Below are 19,826 nucleotides of genomic sequence, written 5' to 3'. Positions count from 1 at the left end.
ATTCATGAGCATTATTGAATTTATCGAAGCCAGGGAAATCCTTGACTCACGTGGTAATCCCACCGTAGAAGTAGATGTCATTCTTGAGGATGGTTCCATGGGCCGTGCAGCGGTTCCCTCCGGAGCATCCACCGGTGTTCACGAAGCAGTCGAGCTCCGTGATGGGGACAAGAGCCGCTATCTGGGTAAGGGCGTTCTGAAAGCTGTCGACAATGTCAACAACATCCTCGCTCCCGAGCTTGAAGGTATGGATGCTCTGGATCAGGTCGCCATCGACCGTGCCATGATTGCTCTTGACGGTACTCCCAACAAGGCAAAGCTTGGCGCCAATGCAATCCTTGGTGTCTCCATGGCCGTTGCCCGTGCAGCCGCCGATTACCTCGGCCTGCCTTTGTACAAGTATCTTGGCGCCTACCACGCCTGCACACTTCCCGTTCCGATGGCCAACATCCTCAACGGTGGTGCTCACAGCGACAACAAGGTGGACTTCCAGGAATTCATGGTCATGCCGATCGGAGCCCCCTCCCTTCGCGAAGGCCTGAGATGGACCGCCGAAGTGTTCCACAACCTCAAGGCTGTTCTGAAGGCAAAGAAGTACAATACCTCTGTAGGTGACGAGGGCGGTTTCGCTCCCGACCTGCAGTCCAACGAAGAGGCCCTCGAGGTCATCATGGAAGCCATCAAGAAGGCAGGTTACACCGCCGGTCGCGATGGTGATTTCATGATCGCCCTTGACCCCGCCGCTTCCGAGCTCTATGACGAGAAGACCAAGACCTATACCCTCAAGTGGACCACCGGTGAGAAGCTGACCAGCGCTCAGATGGTTGACCTGTGGGAAGACTGGAGCAACCGCTACCCGATCATCAGCATCGAAGACGGCATGGCCGAGGACGACTGGGAAGGCTGGAAGATGCTCACCGACCGTATCGGCGACCGCGTTCAGCTCGTGGGTGACGACTTGTTCGTAACCAACGTCGAGAGACTGAAGATGGGTCTTGAGAAGGGCGTAGCCAACTCCATCCTGATCAAGGTGAACCAGATCGGCACCCTCACCGAGACCTTTGAAGCCATCGACCTTGCAAAGCGCAACGGGTACACTTCCGTCGTATCCCACCGCTCCGGCGAGACCGAGGACAACTTCATTGCCGACCTCGTAGTCGCCCTCGAGACCGGTGAGATCAAGACCGGTTCCATGAGCCGCTCCGACCGTCTTGCAAAGTACAATCAGCTGCTGCGCATCGAGGACTACCTCGGTGATACCGCCAAGTACGCTGGTCGTGACGCTTTCCGCGTTCTGTAAGATTAGTATTGCAATGTATTCAGAGGCCATCGCAACTGCGGTGGCCTCTGTTGCGTTAAGAGTGTAAACCTTTCATTATTCTCAAGGGAGCTGTTGCATCTCCTTAGCCAAGAGTGCCAAGGGTATGAAGAAGGCTGTGCTCATCATTGCAATTACGACAAAGTCAACAAATGGGAATGCTGTCCCCAATAGAAGCGGTTGGAGTATGAAAAGCAATAAAAGTGAGAGAAACAGCAGGCTGCCGTGGATATAGCAGATGAAGGCTGCGATAAAGCATTTAGCAGCATTTCTGAGAAATCCGATTCCATTGGCAAGCCACAGCGTGCAGAGCAGGACGTCTGCAAGGGATACCCCTTTCTCACCGGGAGAAACCTCTTTGCCGAAAAGCTGCAGTGCTGCCCGCAGGATGAAGAGGCCGGCCATGACGATGAGCAGGGATGCATAGCGTTTTGCATGGCCAGGGGAGAATCCCAGAGTAAGCAGATTTTGGTACTCTTCAGCCTCAACCAGTGTCAGCACCGCTGCAATTGCAAGGAGCAGCAGAACGATGTCCATGCCGTTCGTGTTTGCGTAGGCCGATGCAATTGCATTGTACAGGATGAAGAGCAGCATACCTGATCGGAAAGGAAGGAAGAATCTACTCTTTCTTACTGTCTTGAGTGTAGACAGCAGCAACGCAACACCGCCCAGGAAGAGATTGATGACATCGTTGGGGTAGAAGGTGGCATAGAGTTCAGGCGATAAATAGATTTCCTTTGGAAAAAGGACATCGACCAGAGAAGAGGCTACGAACCACAACAGGGCCAGGAAGCTGAAAACCGAATGTTTCTGCACTCTCACGATGCATCCCCCTTTCTCTCTGTAAGAGGACAATCATTGCTACGGTATAAAGATACAACCACAAAGCAAGATTGTCCATCTCTGTATCAAGGCAAGGGAATTCCGCCTTTAGATCGAGTACGTTACTCCTAGGCTCAGCTGTACATCATAGGTGAAGGCTTTTGGGTCATTGCCTTTGTTCCAGATCATCGGGACGGCGATGTTCACCATGCCGCTGAAGTTATCGTTCAGCGAATATTCGGCAAGAAAGGTGGGAAGCAGGGTGTAGGAAATGGACCCTGTTTCCGTGTTGTCGAAGGGGTTCTCGGTTGTAGGAGTGGTTACGATGGTCCCCGAGCCATTGTACAAGGTCCACGTGCTGTTGATATCCAGGATTCCATGCACCATGAACATCGTCGACGCTTCCAGTCGAATCTTGCCGGGCTTTTCGTACCCTAGGTTCAGCTGGGCGACGATGGCATCCCCTCCGTAGGGGTAGCCCTGCCAGTAGCGCAGGTTCTCCATACTGTGGGAGAGCACCCGTACGATGACATCGTAGCCGACTCCGAACTGCTTGGTAGTTGGATCGTACTGCTCGCGCATGTACATGAATGGATCGGTATAGGCACCCTCCAGCGAGTAGGTGAAAACTCCCTTACCAATTCCAAGAGCTCCTTGCAATCCTGCCAGATAGCCGAAGGCATTGGGTTTTGAGTTGGCTGCAGGAGGTACATCCTCACCAAAGGCAATCTCGTCGATGGCCAGTTGGGCATAGAGGTTCAATGCCTTGACCGGGGTGTAGTCTGCCTCGAAAACCAGCATGGAGTTCGAGTTGCCCCTGATGTACTGGTTGTGGTAGAACCCCACGGGATTGAGAAAGCGCAGGTCAATCGACCCTGTTGCGCTCTGATACATCATTGACTCACTGACAGCCAATCCAAGCTTGTCCTGAAGGAACCTGAACTCAACCCTGTGGGCCAAGAACATCTTGATGCCGTCGGCCAAAATGTCCTGGGCGTTGGCTCCTATATAATTGGAAGTGTATACTTGGGGATGTGTATAGAACGAGGAGAGCAGGGTGTACTTGAAGCGGTCGAAACCGGTGGTGAACCTGCCGAACTGCTGGTAGGGCATGTTGTTGCTGACCATCAGGTTTCCGCTCTTGCCGGCCCCCCAGCTCAGCTTGTCCCTTCCCACCTGTATGTTCCAATGCTCAGAGCCCAGACTGACGAAGGCCCGGTAGGGGAAGTTGAGGTCGATGTTCTCAATCCTGTTGGGTTCGACCATGATGATGTTGGTGGTGAGGGGTGACTTTCCATACAGCGTATTGGGCTGGGTATTGGGATTTGTAGGATCATATCCGGGTTGTGAAACTACCCCGAAATTGTTCATCAGCGAGAGCTCGAAATAGCTGTAGAAGGAGTCAACGGGCCAGGTTTCGAAACTGAGGTTCCCCAAGCTCTTTCTTTCTCCATAGCCATACGTCCAGTCTTGTTCTGCAGTGAAATCGGAGGTATTGATATGAGCATACACCTCGGTTGTGAGATCGAGATTGATATCGTAGCCTAAATTTCCTGCTTGCTTTCTGCTTGGTTGCAGTTCCTTCCTGATTGCCTCGTACAATGCCAGTTCGGCTTCGCTTGTAAGGTTGGTTTTGTCTATTCGATCGAGCAGCCGTTTGGCCTCATCCTCATTATAGGGAAGGGAGGTGGAAGGCAGGGCTTTGCCTTGCAGGATGTACAGGGTGGCAAGATTACGGTACAAGGGGCTGTCAAGCGGATGGACTTTCTGCAGATTGCCTGCCCACAGCAACGTGCTTGAGATGAGAACGATGCTGATCAATATAGTGGATTTGCTGCGCATAAGGACTCCTTTATTCTGAAATACATGGTTTGTACCATACCATAGGAGTGATTGGTTGTCAGCTTTCTTTTTGGTTTCTGGTAAGTAATGCTACCAAGGCTAGGCTGATGCACAGCTGGCGGAGGTCGTATACGGTTCCGATCGGCCTGCTTGTCTCGAGCAGCGGAAGGCTGGGAAGGGAGGATGATGGGTGGTTGCAGACCAAGGCGATGAAGAGGTTGTTCGCCGCATGGATTGCCAGAGCAATTTCAAAGCCCCTGTGTTTCAAGCACAGGTAGGTGACCACAAAGCCGAAGAGGGCATAGTAGAGGACGACCACCAAGCGGTTCGAGGCGATTGTCAGTTCGAGGTTGCCGAGGTGGGGGACGGCGAACAGGAGTGCTGAAACCAAGCTGGTGACCAGTTGTAATCTTGAATCCCGACTCAACCGACCCTTGTTGATTGCCCTTACCGGGAGCATGCGCAGCACCAGTTCCTCTGCACTCGTCTGCAGGGGGGTGAGGAGAAGGACCAAAGGCAGCATCAACAGGTATGTCGATGGAGACGAGCCCGTCATCGGCTGGTAGTAATGCGGGTTGAGCAGGACGTCAACCAGCAGGAATGCTGTCGCCGATAGGAAATAGATGAGAAAAGATTTGATGAACAGCGATGTCTGGAACACGGGGTGGTCGGTGAGAAGGCTTTTCAGCGGCTGCTTGAGCAAAATCTGCTTGGATGCCAGGAAACCGCCGACCATTGCAAGAAATGGAGCATTGGCGGTGAGGTAGGGGATACCCAGTGGTCGGAGCAGGCGGGAAAGCGAAGGGCCCAGCAAAAGCCACATAAGCAAGGAAAGTACCATGGACAAGGCGAAAGCCAACGGCTTAGCTTCATAGGTAGTGTCGACTTCACTGTGTTTAGGGAGATTTTTCATCGCTTTTTTCATCACACAGGCTTATCCTACACACAATCATGGTATACTGCAATGCATGGTGAGCAGTAAACGTAGCTACGTACAACAAGCATTTGATGAAGGATTTGTGTGTGTGTTTCCCACCGAAGTGGCGGCTCGCTCATATCTGGTCGACTACGCCTTGCACAGCAACAAGCGTGCAATACTTTCCGAGCGTGCAATCTCCTTCGATACCTTCCGCTCGATGTTTCTTAAGCACGAAGAACACCTTGTCCCCGCCAATTCCCTGATAAGAAGTTTGTTCGTACACCAAATGCTTGCTGGTGGGCTTGCCCTGCCCAGCTTGGTCAATCCGCGATATCCGGAGGCAAACGGCCGTTTCATCAGCTATATTTCCTCGATTCTGCCCTCACTGAGAGAAGCCATCGAAGCAGAGGCTCTCCCCTTGCTCGCCGATGAGATGCAGCGGGATCTGCTTTTGCTCTACCAGCTGTATCAGCAGTTTCTAGCCGAACACTCGCTCTTCGAACCACGATATGCACAGCCATGCCTGAGCGGTGATTGGGACCTTTCCAAACGGTACTGCATTTTGTTTACCGACACCATCGGAGGGGCGCAAGACCTCTTCACTTCATTGGGTTGTCCAGCTTGGTTGACCTTGCGTCCGACTCCGGCGGTAAAGCTTGCCACCTTGGAAGTCTTTGGCAACCATGTGATGGAAATCAAGACAACATTGCGCAGGATCCGCAGCCTGCTATCTGAAGGAGTTTCCGCTCATTCCATCGTCATCGGCTGTGCAGCTTCGGACATCCTGCTGCCCGTGCTTGAGGAAGAGGCGGCGTTGTACGATGTTCCCTTGGTCATCCGGGAGGGCAAGCTTGCCCTGCAGTACCCCAGCGGCAGGTTCCTTCAGCGCCTGCAGGAGGTCTATGACAATCAATTCAGCCTGGAGAGCCTGAAGTCCCTGTTGCTCGACCCCGGCATCCCTTATAAGGACCGCGAGTTGCATCACCGCTTCCTCAGGCGTGCGGTGGACAAGTCAATCGTCCATGGCTCGTTGAAAACACACGATCAATTCACACAAATGCTTGCAGACAATGACCTGCGTTCCTGGTACCGCGGCCTGAAGCAGAGCATCATCGACATTGTAACTGCAAATGACATTGAGATGCTCAGACGCAAGCTCAACCACTTCCAGGATACCTATTTCACACCCGAGCAGTGGAAGGGTACCGAGGGTGAGGATGTATACTCCTTCTGCCTCGATGCCATCGACCACATCAAGAGTGCCATGCAGCGATGTTCGCTCGTAGTGTATCCAAACCTTTTTTCCTACCTGCTCTCCTATCTTCAGACTAAACTCTACGTACCGCAACAGCGCAAAGGCGGTATCGCCGTCTATGCCTGGCCGCAGGCAGCGACGGTAATCGCAGACCATCTCTTCATACTTGCTCTGGACGGGGAGAGTGCCGCTACCATTGAAAGGCCTCTTGCGTTTCTTCCCTCTCAGATTGAGGAATCATATCGCAAGGAAATCGATACCACCAGGGCCAACTTGCTTGCTGCTAGTTTGGGCGATGGAAGGGTCACTCTCTCCTGCCATGCCAAGCGGTATGAAGGTGAGATGCTGCCACCGTCTTTGTTCATGGAGGAGGATGCGCTGCTCAATCATGAATCAAGTCCCAACCTTTCTGAGGATCCCTATTTGCAAGAGCTGGAACTCTACAGCCAAAATCAGCGAGCGGTGGCTCGCTCTTTGGACAGTCAGATACGGTTTTTCCTGCAAGCCTCTAGAACCTCCCTCCTGCCGCGCAGAGACGATTACACCCGCCATCCGATTCCAAAAACCTTGGTGAGTCGGCTTCTTGAGGAGCGTGAGGGAAAAGCACTGCTTGAATTGTCCCCTACTAAAATAGATCTCTTCAACCGCTGTCCGTATGCGTGGCTTGTTCACTACCTCTATAAGGTCACAAAAGAGGATTTTGACGTACAGCGGGTCGACCATCTGATGATCGGGAACCTGCTGCACCTGGTCTATCAACGGTTCTTCTCATCAGTTGGGAACTTTGATCCTGCATTGCTTGATCAGTATCGCAATCAGCTTGCTTCGTTGTTCGACAGCACGCTCACCGAGCTATATGGCAGTGAAGGCCCCACTCCTTCGATCCGCAGCTGGATCATCGCCGAGTACAGGGAGAAGGTGCTTGCCATTCTCGAGCAGGAAGCAAAGCTGTTCAGCCACACCCAATCGATTCTGTTCGAGCATGAGCTCTCCTTTGAGCGTGATGCCATGCTTTTGCATGGACGCATCGACCGCATCATCTGTCTCAATCCCCCCGATGGCAGGCACTATGCAGTCATCGACTACAAGAAAGGAGAGGCACCGATGACGAGACTCAAGGAGCCGCTTGAATCCTATCAGCTGCCGCTCTATCGGGTATTGGTCCAGCAGGTGCTCAAAGCAGATGCTTCCCATGCCGCGTATTACAGCATCAAGGAAGAGCGGTACCGAAGTCTCTGGACGTATGAAGATAGTGAAGAAGCTCTGCTCGGAGAGGAGCTGCTTGATGGATGTTTGAGCTCCATTTCCGATGCACTTGAGGGTGGTGCCTTTATGGCTACGCCATCCAAGCAACACTGCAGTGGTTGTGACTACCGCCCGCTTTGTCGAAGGAGGTTTGCAACCCGATGAGCAAATTTGAGGACTTTTTGCTGCAGAGCAAGGCAAATCTGGATAAGCATCAGCTTGAGGCTGTGCATTGTGACGTCAACTGTGTGGTAAGTGCAGGGGCGGGGTCGGGAAAAACGACCGTCCTCAGTTACCGTTTTTTGCGTCTCGTGTTGGAAGCAAAGGCTGAGGTACATCAGATTCTCACCCTCACCTTTACCCGAAAAGCGGCTCGAGAGATGCACCAGCGTATTCATCACCACCTGCTTTCCTGCCGTAATGATAGTGAGGTTGCACGCCAGCTCGCCGGTTTTAGTGAAGCCTCCATATCCACCCTCGACAGCTTCTGCAGCCAGATTGTGCGAAGTGACTCCCTTTACTACGGCATCGCCCAGGATTTTATCATCGATGATGAGCAGAACCTTAGAAATGCCCGACGGTGCGCCACTGAATTGCTTGACACTTGGCCGCAGCAGGAAGGTGCTCGGCTCCTCAGCGGCTTGTACACTCCCGACAAGCTGATTGACGAGGTACTGGTCCGACTGGCCAGCTACAGCTACTGCCTTCCCGGAGTGCTTCCTTCCGATGCGAAGCAGCAGATTCTCTCTGCCGTCCGCTCTGTGTATGACCAGAGCTGGCTGCCCTTCACAACACTTCTGGATAGCTACGCGAACCTGACCGACTCTTCCAAGACCGTTCAGACTGCCAGAGACGCTGCCCTGCTGCTTCGATCCTCGTTGGAGGGTAGTTCCAATCTTGCAGAGACGCATCGCATCCTGTGCTCGAATCTAGGATATTTCCGAAAGCCCGGAGGGGGGAAGGCTGAACAGCTGCTATACATCAAGGACACCCTTGATATGCTGGTGCAGTTGAGAAAGAAACTCTGCATCGCCCTTTCCATTCTGCTGGGTGAATCGAAACTTGAGGCTGTCCTTCACTTCATGAACGAGTATATTGCCTCGTATCAAAAGCAGAAACGGCAAAGCGGGGTGCTGACCTTTTCCGATGTCTCCTCTCTTGCCGTAGACATTCTCAAGCGGAACAAGAATTTGCGCCGATACTACAAGCAGGCGTACAAGTACATTATGATTGACGAGTTTCAGGACAACAACGAACAACAAAAGGATTTGCTCTACCTGCTTTCCGAGCGAATGGATAGGGAAGTGGACACAGTTCCCCTGCCATCGGATTTGAAGGTGGACAAGCTCTTTTTCGTCGGGGATGAGAAGCAGTCGATCTATCGCTTCCGCGGATCGGATGTAAGCGTGTTCAAGCGTCTGAGTTCGGAACTTGCAGCGATAGGCGGCCGCCACATCCAACTCGATACCAACTATCGAAGCGAGCCGGCTTTGATCCAGTGGTTCAATACGCTGTTTCCGGCGGTGATGCATAACGATGGCGAGAGCTTTGAGGCTGACTTCTCAGCCTTGGGCTATCGTGCTGCCTCAGAAGGCATCCAAAGCAGGTGTACCCTGCTGGTCAAGCCGTATGAGGCCAAGACCGATGAGGATGACGCCGCCGATGCCGAGGCAGAAGCGTTTGCCATCGCTGCCTTGATTGATGAAATGCTGCATACCGACTCCTATCTCATTCCATCGAAAGAGGGGCCCCGAAGACCGGAAAGCAGTGATATCGCCTTGCTTCTGAGAACCACCGGCAGCCAGCTGAGTTTTGAGAAAGCGCTGCGCAGGTTTTCCATTCCCTATACAGTCCAGGCGGCCCGCTCTTTGATGCTCGAAGCTCCTGCAAACGATATGTACGCCATGCTTCAGCTGGTGCTCTACCCGGAGGACCGGCATGCTTATATGACGGTGCTGCGCTCTCCGTTCTGCAATCTCAGCGACTTGGCAATGACCCTTGTTTTGGATACTGCCTTGTTTGCAGCTCCTGATACGATTGGATCGGAGGATCGAGATCGCTTGGAAGCCCTGAAAGCATTCTATGAGCGACTGGTGAAAGCCAGTGCTACTGCAAGCTTGAGCTCTTTGGTCTCCTTGCTCTGGTATGAGAGCGGATATTATCTCAGTCTGGTATCAAAACCTTCCTATCAGGTGTATGTCGAGCACTATACGTTTCTGCACCGTCTTGCCCAGATGCAGCAGCAACAGGGCAAGAGTCTCAGCCAATTTGTGGATTTTCTGAGAGATAATCTTGCCCAGAACGAGAAGATCAACGATCTGGACATCCTCAAGGAGCAGGAGCAAGGGGTTCAGATCCTATCCATTCACAAGTCCAAGGGCTTGGAATTCCCCATCGTGGTGGTTGCCAATACCGGCTCGAAGGGCAAGGCGGAGGAGGATCTGATTTCGACCTACCAAGGTATCCCCATCCCTCATTATCTGTCGGTGCCTTTTTCCGTCAGTGAGACCCAAATTGAGGCAGCCCGGCATGCCGGACAATTGCTGGATAAGGGAACCGAAGCCCAATTGAACCGCGCCGAGCTGAAGAGGCTTTTGTATGTTGCCCTCACGCGTGCAGAAACCCATCTGGTGGTCAGTGGATGTTTTTCCAGGAACAACCGATCCCTTGCAGATGACGGCAGGGCCTCGACATTGCTTCTCATGCTCTGCCAAGCGTTGGGGATCGACATTGATGATCCGGCATGTGAGCAGGGAATTGTAACGGTTAAACGCATTGCTCCCATCGCAGAGTCCTTCCTGTACGACCAAGGAGGCGAGGATGAAGGGGCTTTTGCAAGGCGGATCGAAACAGCAGGTACTTGGTATGCCCAGCAGAACGAGCCATATGACCTCAGACCGATTCGCTATGCGGTAACCAGCCTTCATGAGCCGATTTTCTCGGAAACAGCCAAAGCCTTGCCTGTCTTGCCTTCCGATGCGTTGCTTGGTGAAGCATTGGCTGCTGATTTCGGAACCTTCGTTCATGCTCTGTGTGAAGCGTTGGTACAACATGATAAAGCAGTCAATCCTGAGGCGTTGCTTCCTCCCTCCCTGAGCGGCTCGATGCACAAGCAGGTGATCGCGGATGCTCAAATGCTTTGCGATGCATTCTTTTCAAGTTCATGGTATAAAAAAGAAGTTGAGCCCTACTCGGTCTCAAGTGAGGTGGGATTTTTCTCGGTGGTGGAGCATGAGGGCAGAGAGGTGGTGGCTGAAGGTTCGATCGACCTGTTGGTCAAGCGGGATGACCACTATCTGGTTGTCGACTTCAAGACCGACAGGTTCCGTGATGAAGAGGTCCACCGATTCCAGGTAGAGACCTATATGCAGGCGATGAGAAGGATCCATCAATGCCCGGTCAAAGGGTGTGTGGTCTATCTTCGTGATGTACAGGATATCGTGATATGGGAGGAAGAAACCTAATGATGCGGATACCCTTTGAAACACTGGTGAAACAATTTGAGAAGGTATTGGTCGGGCGCGGCATGCATGCAGAGGATGCCAAGCTATGCGCACACCTTGTCGGGGAGACTTCGGCCGAAGGTGTCTACACTCATGGGGCCAATCGCTTTCCGTTCATGATTCGGATGATCGACGACGGTCTCATCGATGTGCACGCAAAACCCGAGTTGGTTGCCTCTTTTGGTGCTCTTGAACGGTGGGACGGGAGGCAGGGGGTGGGAAATCTCAATGCCCATGCTGCCATGAAGCGTGCCGTTGAACTTGCAAAGCAGCATACCATCGGCTGTGTCGCCTTGGCTCATACGAATCACTGGATGCGTCCGGGAACCTACGGCCTGATGGCCGCCGAAGCGGACTGCATCGGCATACTCTGGACCAATACCATGCCCTTGATGCCCGCTTGGGGCGGCATCGATGCAAAGGTCGGCAACAATCCCTTGGTGCTCTGCATTCCTGCAAAGGACGGGCCGGTGCTCGTCGATGCTGCAATGAGCCTGTTCAGCTATGGCAAGCTTGAGACCTATGCCCGTGAGGACAAGAGCCTTCCGGTTCCAGGTGGCTACGACCGGGATGGAAATCTTACCACCGATGCGAAGCAGATTCTCTCTTCAAAGCGGCCTCTGCCCATCGGATTCTGGAAGGGAACCAGCCTTGCCCTTGCCCTCGATCTCATTGTAAGCGCCCTCAGCGGAGGCAATACCACCCGTCAATTGGGCCGGATGGGCAAGGAGAGTTCGGTCAGCCAGATTTTCATGGCAATACATCTTTCAGCTCTTCCCGACCGCGATCGGATTGAGGCGGAAATTCATGCAAGTCTTGAGGATCTTCAGAATTCCGAGGTGGCGGATGGAGCGGCTGCGGTACGCTTTCCCGGCCAGTTGCGCACCCGCATCAAGGAGGAGAACCTCAGGGAGGGTATTCCCATTGATGAGCGGGTGTGGCAGGAGATTCTGAGCCTCTAGAAGATGATGGGGAAGAACAGGATGACACAGGAAAACCAAGCAGCATAGATGCAAAGGAACACTGCCTGGATTCTTGCCGTCGACCGTCGCCTCCCCAAGGTGACCACCAGAGCCACCAAATTGGCAAAGAGGAGTAGGTTTTCGGCCAGTACGGCCAGGCGGTTCGCACTCACTCCATAGGAAAGCAGGCGCGTGCCGATGGCCGCCAAGGCGACGCAGTCAAGTACAAGCGCCGTTATGGATGAGACCAAGACCATCATGCGCCAGAAGCGGGAGTTCTGCTCTTCTTCCAGAAGGTCCGTTGCATAGAGAATCATCAACAGCAGCAATGCAAGCAGCAGGTCGATGGCGAGCAGCAGCGTGCGATCTTCTTTGACGGCTGTTCCTTCGAGCACCATGAATGCAAGGAATATGAGCATTACTGCAGTGAATACCGGCAGGAACAGTGAGGCGAGCAGACGGGTCAGCTGTCCCAGCTTCCGGCCCTTGACGGTGACCAGATGCACGGCAAGCAAGGGCAGCAACGGCAGGATTGATGTGACCAGGAACTGAGCCACGCCATCCTCGATCCGGATGCCTATCGTCTCAAAGAGGGTGACCGAGAGCATCATCACCACAAAGGTGGCACAGCAGAGCAGGAAGGTGAGTAAGCCTGCCTCGCCGATGAAGCGCAGGTGCCGGCTGAGTTTTTGGCTGAATGTTTGTGGTGTTTGAAACATTACGAGGCTGAGGATTCCGAGCAGAGGCAGGTGAAGGGAGCTGAGAATGAAGGTTGTTTCCTTGACGACAGCCTTGTTCGCCTGCTGAAGATTCACCACAAGGCAGAGCAAGGCAAGCGCCCCAAGGTAGATGAGGATCTGCTTGTTCCAATTACGGGAGAGATAGATTGCCATGAAGGGAAAGACAAGGAATGAGACATTCAGCAGGTAATAGGGTAATGAGGCGTCGGTGACGGGAAAGCCGAAGAGAGAGGGCAGTCGGGAGATGGCAAACTGGATGGCCAGCAGGATCAGAGCCTTGGTGTGCAAGGTTGCACCATTTGCCTGGCTTACCAGCTCAAACCTTGCGCCCATGCGCTTGAGGGAGACCAGCTCTGCTTCCTCTTGATCAAGGTACTCCTGCAATTGTGAAGCAGATGCCTGCTGCTCTTGCGCCACAATCTCAATTTGTTGCTCGGTTTTCCCTTGACGGGCAAGGTCTTCCTTCCATGCAGTAATCATTGTTTCCATACATTTCTCCAGTTGTGTAGCATAATCCTGGTTGTACTGCTTGTACAGGCAAAAGCATGCATTTCGACCACCTTCGAAAAAAACAGGGCCGGCACAACCGCCGACCCTGCACACGAAGTGTTACGCTGATCAATACTTGCCGTACAACGGGCCGAAGGTGGAGCAGGCGCGGAAGTCTGCTCCTTCCTTGTCCATGCCGAGCATCGACCAGGCACTGGGGCGGAAGATTTGGTCCTCTTCAACGTTGTGCATGCATACAGGGATGCGCAGCATCGAGCAGAGGGTGATCAAGTCGGCGCCGAAGTGTCCGTAGCTGAGTGCGCCATGGTTGGCTCCCCAGTTCGCCATCACCGAATATACGTCCTTGAACGGACCATCCTTGCCATCGGTCCTGGGCACGAACCACGTGGTCGGCCAAGTCTGGTCGGTCCGCTTGTTGATGGTATCGAAAACCTGCTCGGGGACTTCGCAGGTCCAGCCTTCTGCGAGCTGCAGTACCGGGCCGACGCCCTTGACCAGATTGACGCGAACCATGGTCAGCGGCATGCCCCCCTCGCTGAGGAAGGTGGAGCTGAATCCGCCGCCGCGGAAATAGCCGCAGTTTGCAACACTGAAGCGGGTATTCTCGAGGGTCTTTCTTACATCCTCCTCGGTGATTTCCCAATAATGCTTCATCTCGCTCCCGCCCTTTTTGTTCTTCATCTGCCCGGCGGCATCCAAGGTCGTGGCACCGCTGTTGATGAGGTGGATGAATCCATCCTTGGCCAAGCCTTCTGGCTTCCAACCGGTCACACGCTCGACGGCATTGGGACTCCAGTAGGTGCGAACATCGCTGAAGATTGCCGCTCGGTTGGTCAAAAGCTTGCAGAAGAGCATGGCGATGCCGTTGAGGTGGTCGTTCTCGGTGGCCATGATGTAGGGCTCGCGGATTCCGTTCCAGTCGAAGCTGGTGGTGAGCATGGTCTCCATGAAATCACCGTTGGGCCAGTGGTCGGTCCACTGTCTCTGGCCTTGGAAGCCTGCAAACAGGGCGTTGTGACCGAGAGCCTCTTCCTTGAATCCAAGCTTTTCGAGCTTCTTGTTTCCAATCATGAGGTCGCGGCCGATCATGGTCATCTTGGTGCAGTATTCCCAATCCTTTTTCAACTGCTCTTCGCTTCTGCGGTTTTCAGGAGCGTTGACGGTATCCTCGGCCTGAATACAGTTCTCACGAACCCATGCAATGGCTTTCTTGTACTCCTCGGGGTCGTAGATTTCTTCGGCGATGCGCCGTTCGATCTCGCACATGTCGACGACTTCGGTTCTCATGCCCAGATAGCTCTGCAGCAGGTCCTGGTCGACCAGCGAACCTGCGATGCCCATTGACATGCCGCCGATGGACAAGTAGCTCTTGCCTCTCATGGTAGCCACTGCAAGGGCTGCACGGGCGAAACGGAGGATTTTCTCTGAAACATCATCGGGAATGGATGTGTCGCTGTTGTCCTGCACATCGCGACCGTAGATGCCGAACGCGGGCAGGCCTTTCTGGGTATGGGCGGCAAGTACCGCCGCAAGGTACACGGCACCCGGCCGTTCGGTGCCGTTGAAACCCCAGACAGCCTTTATGGTCATCGGATCGATGTCGAAAGTTTCCGTTCCATAGCACCAGCAGGGGGTAACGGTCAAGGTTACTGCAACCCCTTCCCTGGCAAACTTCTCGGCACAGTCTGCACTCTCGCGGACGCGGCCGATGGTGGTGTCGGCGATGACGCATTCAACACGCTCTCCGGTTCCATGGAACACATTGTCGCTGATCAGCTTTGCAGCCGCCTTGGCCATGTTCATGGTCTGATCTTCAAGCGACTCGCGCACACCCCTCTGTCTTCCGTCGATAACCGGCCTGATTCCGATCTTGGGAAGTGAGGAAGCGTAACGCTTCTCAGGACCTACATTTTTCATTCCAGATATATTTGCCATATTGTCCCCCTTGGTATATGATAGGAATGTAATCGTTTACATCATGTGTAGTATGGCACACGATTGAGGCAATTGCAATCCAAATTGTACAGGAGCGTCCTATGCTGAAAACTATTCCTTCCATTCTGAGTCCCGAACTCTTGAAGATTCTCATGGAGATGGGTCACGGTGATGAATTGGTCATCGGTGATGGAAACTTTCCCGCTGCTTCGATGAACAGTCGTGTGGTTCGCCTCGACGGTCATGGTGTCGAAGAAATTCTGAAGGCCGTCCTTCAACTTTTCCCCTTGGACAGCTATGCCCCCAATGCGTTCTTGATGGAGAAGGTTGCCGGCGACACTGTCCAAACTCCGATTTGGGCATCGTATGAGACCATAGCCAAGGCCGGCGATCCTGCATTCAAGGGCTTTGAACATCTGGAACGGTTTGCCTTCTATGAGCGCAGCCGCAAGGCGTATGCCGTCGTAGCTACCGGGGAATCGGCGCTGTACGCAAACATCATTCTCAAGAAAGGCGTAGTGGTCTGATCAAGGATGGGGGGTCGTCCACAGCTGTTTATACTGCCTCGGGCTCATCTGCATGTGGTTTCTGAACTGCCTGGCAAAGTAATTGGCATCGGAAAAGCCTGTTTTTTCACTGATGCGCTCGATGCTCAGGTTTGTGGTGAGCAGCAATGTGGAGGCAAAGGCGATGCGCCGGTGGATGTGAAAATCTACCGGCGACCAGCCGGTTGAGAGCTTGAATTGTCGGTTGAGCGTGCTCGCGCTCATGTTGGAATAGGCGACCAACTCCTCCAATGAAAGACTCCGGTCGATATTTTGTTCCATGAAGGCGATGACCCGCTCCAGGCGTTGGTCGGGCTGGAACACGCCTCCTTTTCGGGCGGTGTGGAAGCGACTGATGAGGATCAAGAGCTGAAGCAGCTTGGAGTAGGCCATCGCTGAAGCCCCGTTGCCGTAATCCAGTTTTTCTGACTCTTCCTTTATTGCACTGACCAGGGCGATGATTTCCGCAATCTGGTGGCAGTTCATTCGCACCAAAGGTATTTCACCATTGCTTTGTAAAAAGACTTCCTGAAAGCCGGAAACCTCGCTCAGGTCGCTGAGGTGACCGCTGAGGGCTTTACGCCCGATCAGGACATCGTAGAGAACGAGATTGTCAATATCCGTATAGCCGTGGGCCGTCCCCGGCTTGATGAAGAATACCATGCCTTCCTGCAAATGCCGGCTGTCATTGGACAAGAGATGGGTGCCTTTCCCTGAAACCACTACCACAAGCTCATAGAAATCGTGGCTGTGCAAGGAGAAGGGAATTTCCGGGTCCCGAAGCAGCACCTTGATGGGAAGACGGTTTTCCCGGAAGAACATGGATTCGGACAGGGTGAAACTCGACATGATAAAATCGTGCTAGAAATTGACTATTCTGTCAAGGTAAATCTTTAGAAAAATGTCACACTATTGTATATAGTGCAACGTACTTGAGGAGGCCTATCATGTCAGAGTATGAAGTAGCCAAAACCATATACGCCGAGTATGGCGTGAATACCGATGAGGTATTGGAACAGCTTGCGGCAATTCCCATCTCGATCCATTGCTGGCAGGGCGACGATGTAGGGGGCTTTGAACGACCCGATGCTGAACTGGGCGGCGGCGGCATTCAAACCACCGGCAACTATCCCGGCAAGGCAAAAACCATTGGGCAGCTGCGTTCGGACCTGGAGAAAGTGCTCTCTCTCGTACCCGGCACCCACCGGGTGAATCTTCATGCAAGCTATGGCGAATTCGGTTCGGCCTTCGTCGACCGCGACCAGATCGAGGAAGCACATTTCCAAGGTTGGGTGGAGTGGGGCAAGAAAGTAGGGGTTGCCTTTGATTTCAACGGCACCTTCTTCAGCCACCCGATGGCCGACGACGGGTATACCCTCTCCAGTAAGGACGAGAGAATACGCCGTTTCTGGATCGAGCACGCCAAGCGCTGTAGAAAGATTGCATCCTGGATCGGACAGCAGATGGGTTCTCCCTGCATTCTGGACACCTGGGTGCCCGACGGGGCCAAGAACCATACCGTGGACAAGTTCGGATACCGCTCGATTCTCAAAGAGAGCCTGGACGAGATTTTCCAAACCGAGTATCCCTCAGAGTATATGCGCGATGCATTGGAGACCAAGCTGTTCGGCATCGGCAGTGAATCCTTCGTAGTGGGCTCGCACGAGTTCTATATGAACTATGCTGCGCGAAACAACAAGATGCTGTGCATCGATATGGGGCATTTTCACACTGAAGAGGATATTTCCGACAAGCTTTCTTCCATTCTTCTCTTTGATGACGAGGTGCTTCTGCATGTAAGCAGGCCTATGCACTGGGACAGCGACCATGTGGTGTTGTTCAACGACAAGGTGAAGATGGTTGCCGAGGAGTTGGTTCGCAGCGGCAAGCTTGAATCCACACACATCGGCTTGGATTTCTTTGATGCTTCGATCAATCGCATCGGGGCCTGGGTCACCGGTATCCGCGCCATGCGTAAAGCCCTGCTTTTCGCCTTGCTTGAGCCGATCGACCAGCTGATAGAATACGAGGAGTCGGGAAACGGGTATGCAACGATGGCACTGCTGGAGCTGCAGAGCGTATTGCCCTTCGGCGCGGTTTGGAATGAGTTCTGCACCCGGTTCAATGCTCCGCAGGAGAGCAAGCTGATCGACATTATCAGCGACTACGAAGAGAGCGTTCTGAAGGAGCGGTCATGAGTTTGCAAACATTGATCGAGCATTCGCGCCGGTATGGCTCGGATGCTTCATTTGTCCTGCTTGGAGGTGGAAACACCTCCTGTAAGGAGCAGGGAGTCATGTATGTGAAGGCCAGCGGGCATGCACTGGGAACCATTGGAAAATCGGGCTTTGTACGCATGGACCTTGCCAAAATGGAAGGCATATGGTGCAAGCAGTACAGTCAGGATGACGATACGCGGGAAGATGAGGTGTTGAAGGACATGATGGCCTGCCGCCTGGAAGGCGAGACCGCCCGCCCGTCGGTCGAGGCGTTGCTTCACGCTTTGCTGCCGTTTGACTATGTGGTGCATCTGCATCCTGCCATGGTCAACGGGGTGACCTGCGCCAAGGAAGGAAAATCCGCCGTAGAAAGACTTTTCCCTGAAGCCCTCTGGATTGAATTGGTCAAGCCCGGCTTCATCCTTGCCAATATCGTGCGAGAGAGGATGGCCGTCCATACCAAGCAGACCGGAGCGGTGTGTTCCCTGATTTTCCTGCAGAACCACGGCATTTTTGTCGGGGGGGCAACTCTTGAGGAGATTGCCTCTCAGTATGAGAGCGTGATGGGTCGTATAGAATCGGTATTGGTGCGAAAACCTGATTTTACACCTGTCGCTTCTGATCAGGCCAAGGTTGAGGCTGTAAAGCATGTGCTCGGTCGCTATACAAGCGAGAGAATCCTCTTTGCCATGAACAAGGAGTATGAGCGCTGCCTCAAGGACGAGGCTTCATTCGTCGATGTTTCCTCCTCCTTCACGCCCGACCATATCGTCTATGCCGGGTTCAAGCCGCTTTGGGTTGGAGAAAACGAAGATGTGGCGAAGGCTTTCGAGGCTTTCGAAACGCAAAACGGCGGGAGGGCGAAGATTGTATGTGTACAGAACCTGGGAGTATTCTCGCTGGGCGAGAAGCCGATGCCCCTCTTTCTGGACAGCGTTGCGATAAGCGTGTATGCACAGAGCTTCGGAGGACCTCTTTTCATGGATGAGCCGATGATTGATTTCATCCGCAACTGGGAAGTGGAAAAGTACCGTTCCAAGGTCTCCTCAACGTAAATGAAGCTGAGCACCTTCAATGCACTCAGTGACAAGGCGATGCCCGTCATCACTCCGATCGGGGTGGTGATAGGCTTGGCCCTGGGTTCCCGTATCGCCGCTTACAAGGGATGGGGGACCTTTTTCTTTGCCTGCATCACCTTCATCGGAGCTCTGCAGATCAGCTTCGCTCAGGTGGCCAAGGCCTTGAAGCGGCTGCGGACGATCGTCTTGGTGCTTGTGTGTGCACATGTGCTTATTCCCCTGATGGTAAAGCTGCTTGCCTCCCTTGCATTCCCCGCTTCCCCTTCCTATGTAACCGGCTTCATCCTGCTCTCTTCCATTCCCATCGCAGTCACCTCGTTTGTATGGACCACCATCCATAAAGGCGATGCTGCGCTGGCACTGGCCTTGATCCTGCTCGACACCCTGCTTTCCCCGATATTGACCCCGCTTACGATCCGCCTTTTGGCCGACTCATCGGTTGCTTTGGATTTCCAGGGCATGATGGTCTCGCTCTTGTTCATGATCGTCATCCCTTCGATCCTGGGTATGCTGGTCAAGCACGCGGCCTCCGATGCATGCAATAACGCACGGGTGTACCTCAACCCAGTCACCAAGGTTTGCATGCTGTTGGTCATCATCCTGCATGTCGCAACCCTTTCGGGGATGCTCGAGTTCTCGGTTGCATACATACCACTCATCCTCATGAACCTTGTGGTCATAGCTTTGGGTTTTACATTGATCTACACACTCAGTCGATATGGAGTACATGAGGACCGATCATCGGTGGTCTCGATGACCTTTACAGGTGGAATGCGCAACATCAGCGCAGCCCTGGTGCTGGCAACCACCTATTTCGACGCGGCAACAGCTTTGCCTGTTGTCATCGGCATTCTGCTGCAGCAAACATTTGTAGGGATTCTAGGATCACGACTGTTTGCCAAGGATGCGTGGTGACGTATCAACCGACCTTC

At 53.4% G+C, this 19,826-nt stretch carries 14 protein-coding genes; 8 read left to right on the top strand and 6 right to left on the bottom strand.

Going from position 1 to position 19,826, the window contains the following annotated elements; translation table 11 throughout:
* The first annotated feature begins 4 nt into the window (after positions 1–4).
* Complete coding sequence (gene eno / locus MUG09_RS12375) at positions 5–1,300, top strand: phosphopyruvate hydratase (RefSeq protein WP_244771742.1); 1,296 nt, start codon at positions 5–7, stop codon at positions 1,298–1,300.
* Positions 1,301–1,381: 81 nt separating this feature from the next.
* Here eno and MUG09_RS12370 read toward each other — a convergent pair whose 3' ends face one another.
* The 3 genes from MUG09_RS12370 to MUG09_RS12360 form a co-directional block, all read right to left on the bottom strand.
* Complete coding sequence (locus MUG09_RS12370) at positions 1,382–2,140, bottom strand: hypothetical protein (protein ID WP_244771741.1); 759 nt, start codon at positions 2,138–2,140, stop codon at positions 1,382–1,384.
* Between the two features lie 108 nt (positions 2,141–2,248).
* Entirely contained in the window at positions 2,249–3,982 is a 1,734-nt protein-coding gene (locus MUG09_RS12365) for a capsule assembly Wzi family protein (RefSeq protein ID WP_244771740.1), read from the bottom strand.
* Positions 3,983–4,040: 58 nt separating this feature from the next.
* Positions 4,041–4,907, bottom strand: coding sequence for a CPBP family intramembrane glutamic endopeptidase (locus MUG09_RS12360; protein ID WP_244771739.1), 867 nt, complete (start codon positions 4,905–4,907; stop codon positions 4,041–4,043).
* A gap of 43 nt (positions 4,908–4,950) precedes the next feature.
* Here MUG09_RS12360 and MUG09_RS12355 point away from each other — a divergent pair, with 43 nt between their 5' ends.
* From MUG09_RS12355 to yiaK, 3 genes are read left to right on the top strand one after another with little or no spacing between them, the layout of a single operon-like run.
* Positions 4,951–7,566, top strand: a complete 2,616-nt coding sequence (locus MUG09_RS12355) for a PD-(D/E)XK nuclease family protein (protein ID WP_244771738.1) — start codon at positions 4,951–4,953, stop codon at positions 7,564–7,566.
* Positions 7,563–10,865 (top strand): UvrD-helicase domain-containing protein, encoded by a 3,303-nt coding sequence (locus MUG09_RS12350; RefSeq protein WP_244771737.1) that lies wholly within the window; start codon positions 7,563–7,565, stop codon positions 10,863–10,865. Before MUG09_RS12355 ends, MUG09_RS12350 begins: the two co-directional genes overlap by 4 nt.
* Positions 10,865–11,866: a 3-dehydro-L-gulonate 2-dehydrogenase gene (gene yiaK, locus MUG09_RS12345; protein WP_244771736.1), complete on the top strand. Its 1,002-nt coding sequence runs from the start codon at positions 10,865–10,867 to the stop codon at positions 11,864–11,866. Before MUG09_RS12350 ends, yiaK begins: the two co-directional genes overlap by 1 nt.
* Here yiaK and MUG09_RS12340 read toward each other — a convergent pair.
* Positions 11,863–13,095, bottom strand: coding sequence for a hypothetical protein (locus MUG09_RS12340; protein WP_244771735.1), 1,233 nt, complete (start codon positions 13,093–13,095; stop codon positions 11,863–11,865). The two genes, yiaK and MUG09_RS12340, sit on opposite strands and share 4 nt — an antisense overlap.
* A 129-nt stretch (positions 13,096–13,224) precedes the next feature.
* Positions 13,225–15,051 (bottom strand): L-fucose isomerase, encoded by a 1,827-nt coding sequence (locus MUG09_RS12335; protein ID WP_244771734.1) that lies wholly within the window; start codon positions 15,049–15,051, stop codon positions 13,225–13,227.
* 101 nt (positions 15,052–15,152) lie between these two features.
* Here MUG09_RS12335 and fucU point away from each other — a divergent pair, with 101 nt between their 5' ends.
* The gene (gene fucU / locus MUG09_RS12330) at positions 15,153–15,578 is read left to right on the top strand and encodes an L-fucose mutarotase (protein ID WP_244771733.1); all 426 of its coding nucleotides are present in this window, start codon (positions 15,153–15,155) and stop codon (positions 15,576–15,578) included.
* Here the strand turns inward: fucU and MUG09_RS12325 are convergent, their stop codons facing one another.
* Positions 15,579–16,445, bottom strand: coding sequence for a helix-turn-helix domain-containing protein (locus tag MUG09_RS12325; protein ID WP_244771732.1), 867 nt, complete (start codon positions 16,443–16,445; stop codon positions 15,579–15,581). It abuts the gene before it with no gap.
* 98 nt (positions 16,446–16,543) lie between these two features.
* On the opposite strand from MUG09_RS12325, the gene MUG09_RS12320 reads away from it, so the two are divergent.
* From MUG09_RS12320 to MUG09_RS12310, 3 genes are read left to right on the top strand one after another with little or no spacing between them, the layout of a single operon-like run.
* Positions 16,544–17,794, top strand: a complete 1,251-nt coding sequence (locus tag MUG09_RS12320; protein WP_244771731.1) for an L-rhamnose isomerase — start codon at positions 16,544–16,546, stop codon at positions 17,792–17,794.
* Positions 17,791–18,870, top strand: coding sequence for a class II aldolase/adducin family protein (locus MUG09_RS12315; RefSeq protein ID WP_244771730.1), 1,080 nt, complete (start codon positions 17,791–17,793; stop codon positions 18,868–18,870). Before MUG09_RS12320 ends, MUG09_RS12315 begins: the two co-directional genes overlap by 4 nt.
* Entirely contained in the window at positions 18,871–19,809 is a 939-nt protein-coding gene (locus MUG09_RS12310) for a bile acid:sodium symporter family protein (protein ID WP_244771729.1), read from the top strand.
* Positions 19,810–19,826 lie beyond the last annotated feature (17 nt).

This window comes from Sphaerochaeta associata (genome assembly GCF_022869165.1).
GTDB lineage: Bacteria > Spirochaetota > Spirochaetia > Sphaerochaetales > Sphaerochaetaceae > Sphaerochaeta > Sphaerochaeta associata.
This window is presented reverse-complemented; position numbering and strand designations above follow the sequence as displayed.

Bases quoted from the DNA above. Each gene is read 5' to 3' on its own strand.
- MUG09_RS12350 (WP_244771737.1), top strand. From the start codon at position 7,563: ATGAGCAAATTTGAGGACTTTTTGCTGCAGAGCAAGGCAAATCTGGAT.
- MUG09_RS12360 (WP_244771739.1), bottom strand. From the start codon at position 4,907: ATGAAAAAAGCGATGAAAAATCTCCCTAAACACAGTGAAGTCGACACT.
- MUG09_RS12315 (WP_244771730.1), top strand. From the start codon at position 17,791: ATGAGTTTGCAAACATTGATCGAGCATTCGCGCCGGTATGGCTCGGAT.
- MUG09_RS12365 (WP_244771740.1), bottom strand. From the start codon at position 3,982: ATGCGCAGCAAATCCACTATATTGATCAGCATCGTTCTCATCTCAAGC.
- MUG09_RS12335 (WP_244771734.1), bottom strand. From the start codon at position 15,051: ATGGCAAATATATCTGGAATGAAAAATGTAGGTCCTGAGAAGCGTTAC.
- MUG09_RS12325 (WP_244771732.1), bottom strand. From the start codon at position 16,445: ATGTCGAGTTTCACCCTGTCCGAATCCATGTTCTTCCGGGAAAACCGT.
- MUG09_RS12310 (WP_244771729.1), top strand. From the start codon at position 18,871: ATGAAGCTGAGCACCTTCAATGCACTCAGTGACAAGGCGATGCCCGTC.
- yiaK (WP_244771736.1), top strand. From the start codon at position 10,865: ATGATGCGGATACCCTTTGAAACACTGGTGAAACAATTTGAGAAGGTA.
- eno (WP_244771742.1), top strand. From the start codon at position 5: ATGAGCATTATTGAATTTATCGAAGCCAGGGAAATCCTTGACTCACGT.
- MUG09_RS12340 (WP_244771735.1), bottom strand. From the start codon at position 13,095: ATGGAAACAATGATTACTGCATGGAAGGAAGACCTTGCCCGTCAAGGG.
- MUG09_RS12355 (WP_244771738.1), top strand. From the start codon at position 4,951: ATGGTGAGCAGTAAACGTAGCTACGTACAACAAGCATTTGATGAAGGA.
- MUG09_RS12320 (WP_244771731.1), top strand. From the start codon at position 16,544: ATGTCAGAGTATGAAGTAGCCAAAACCATATACGCCGAGTATGGCGTG.
- fucU (WP_244771733.1), top strand. From the start codon at position 15,153: ATGCTGAAAACTATTCCTTCCATTCTGAGTCCCGAACTCTTGAAGATT.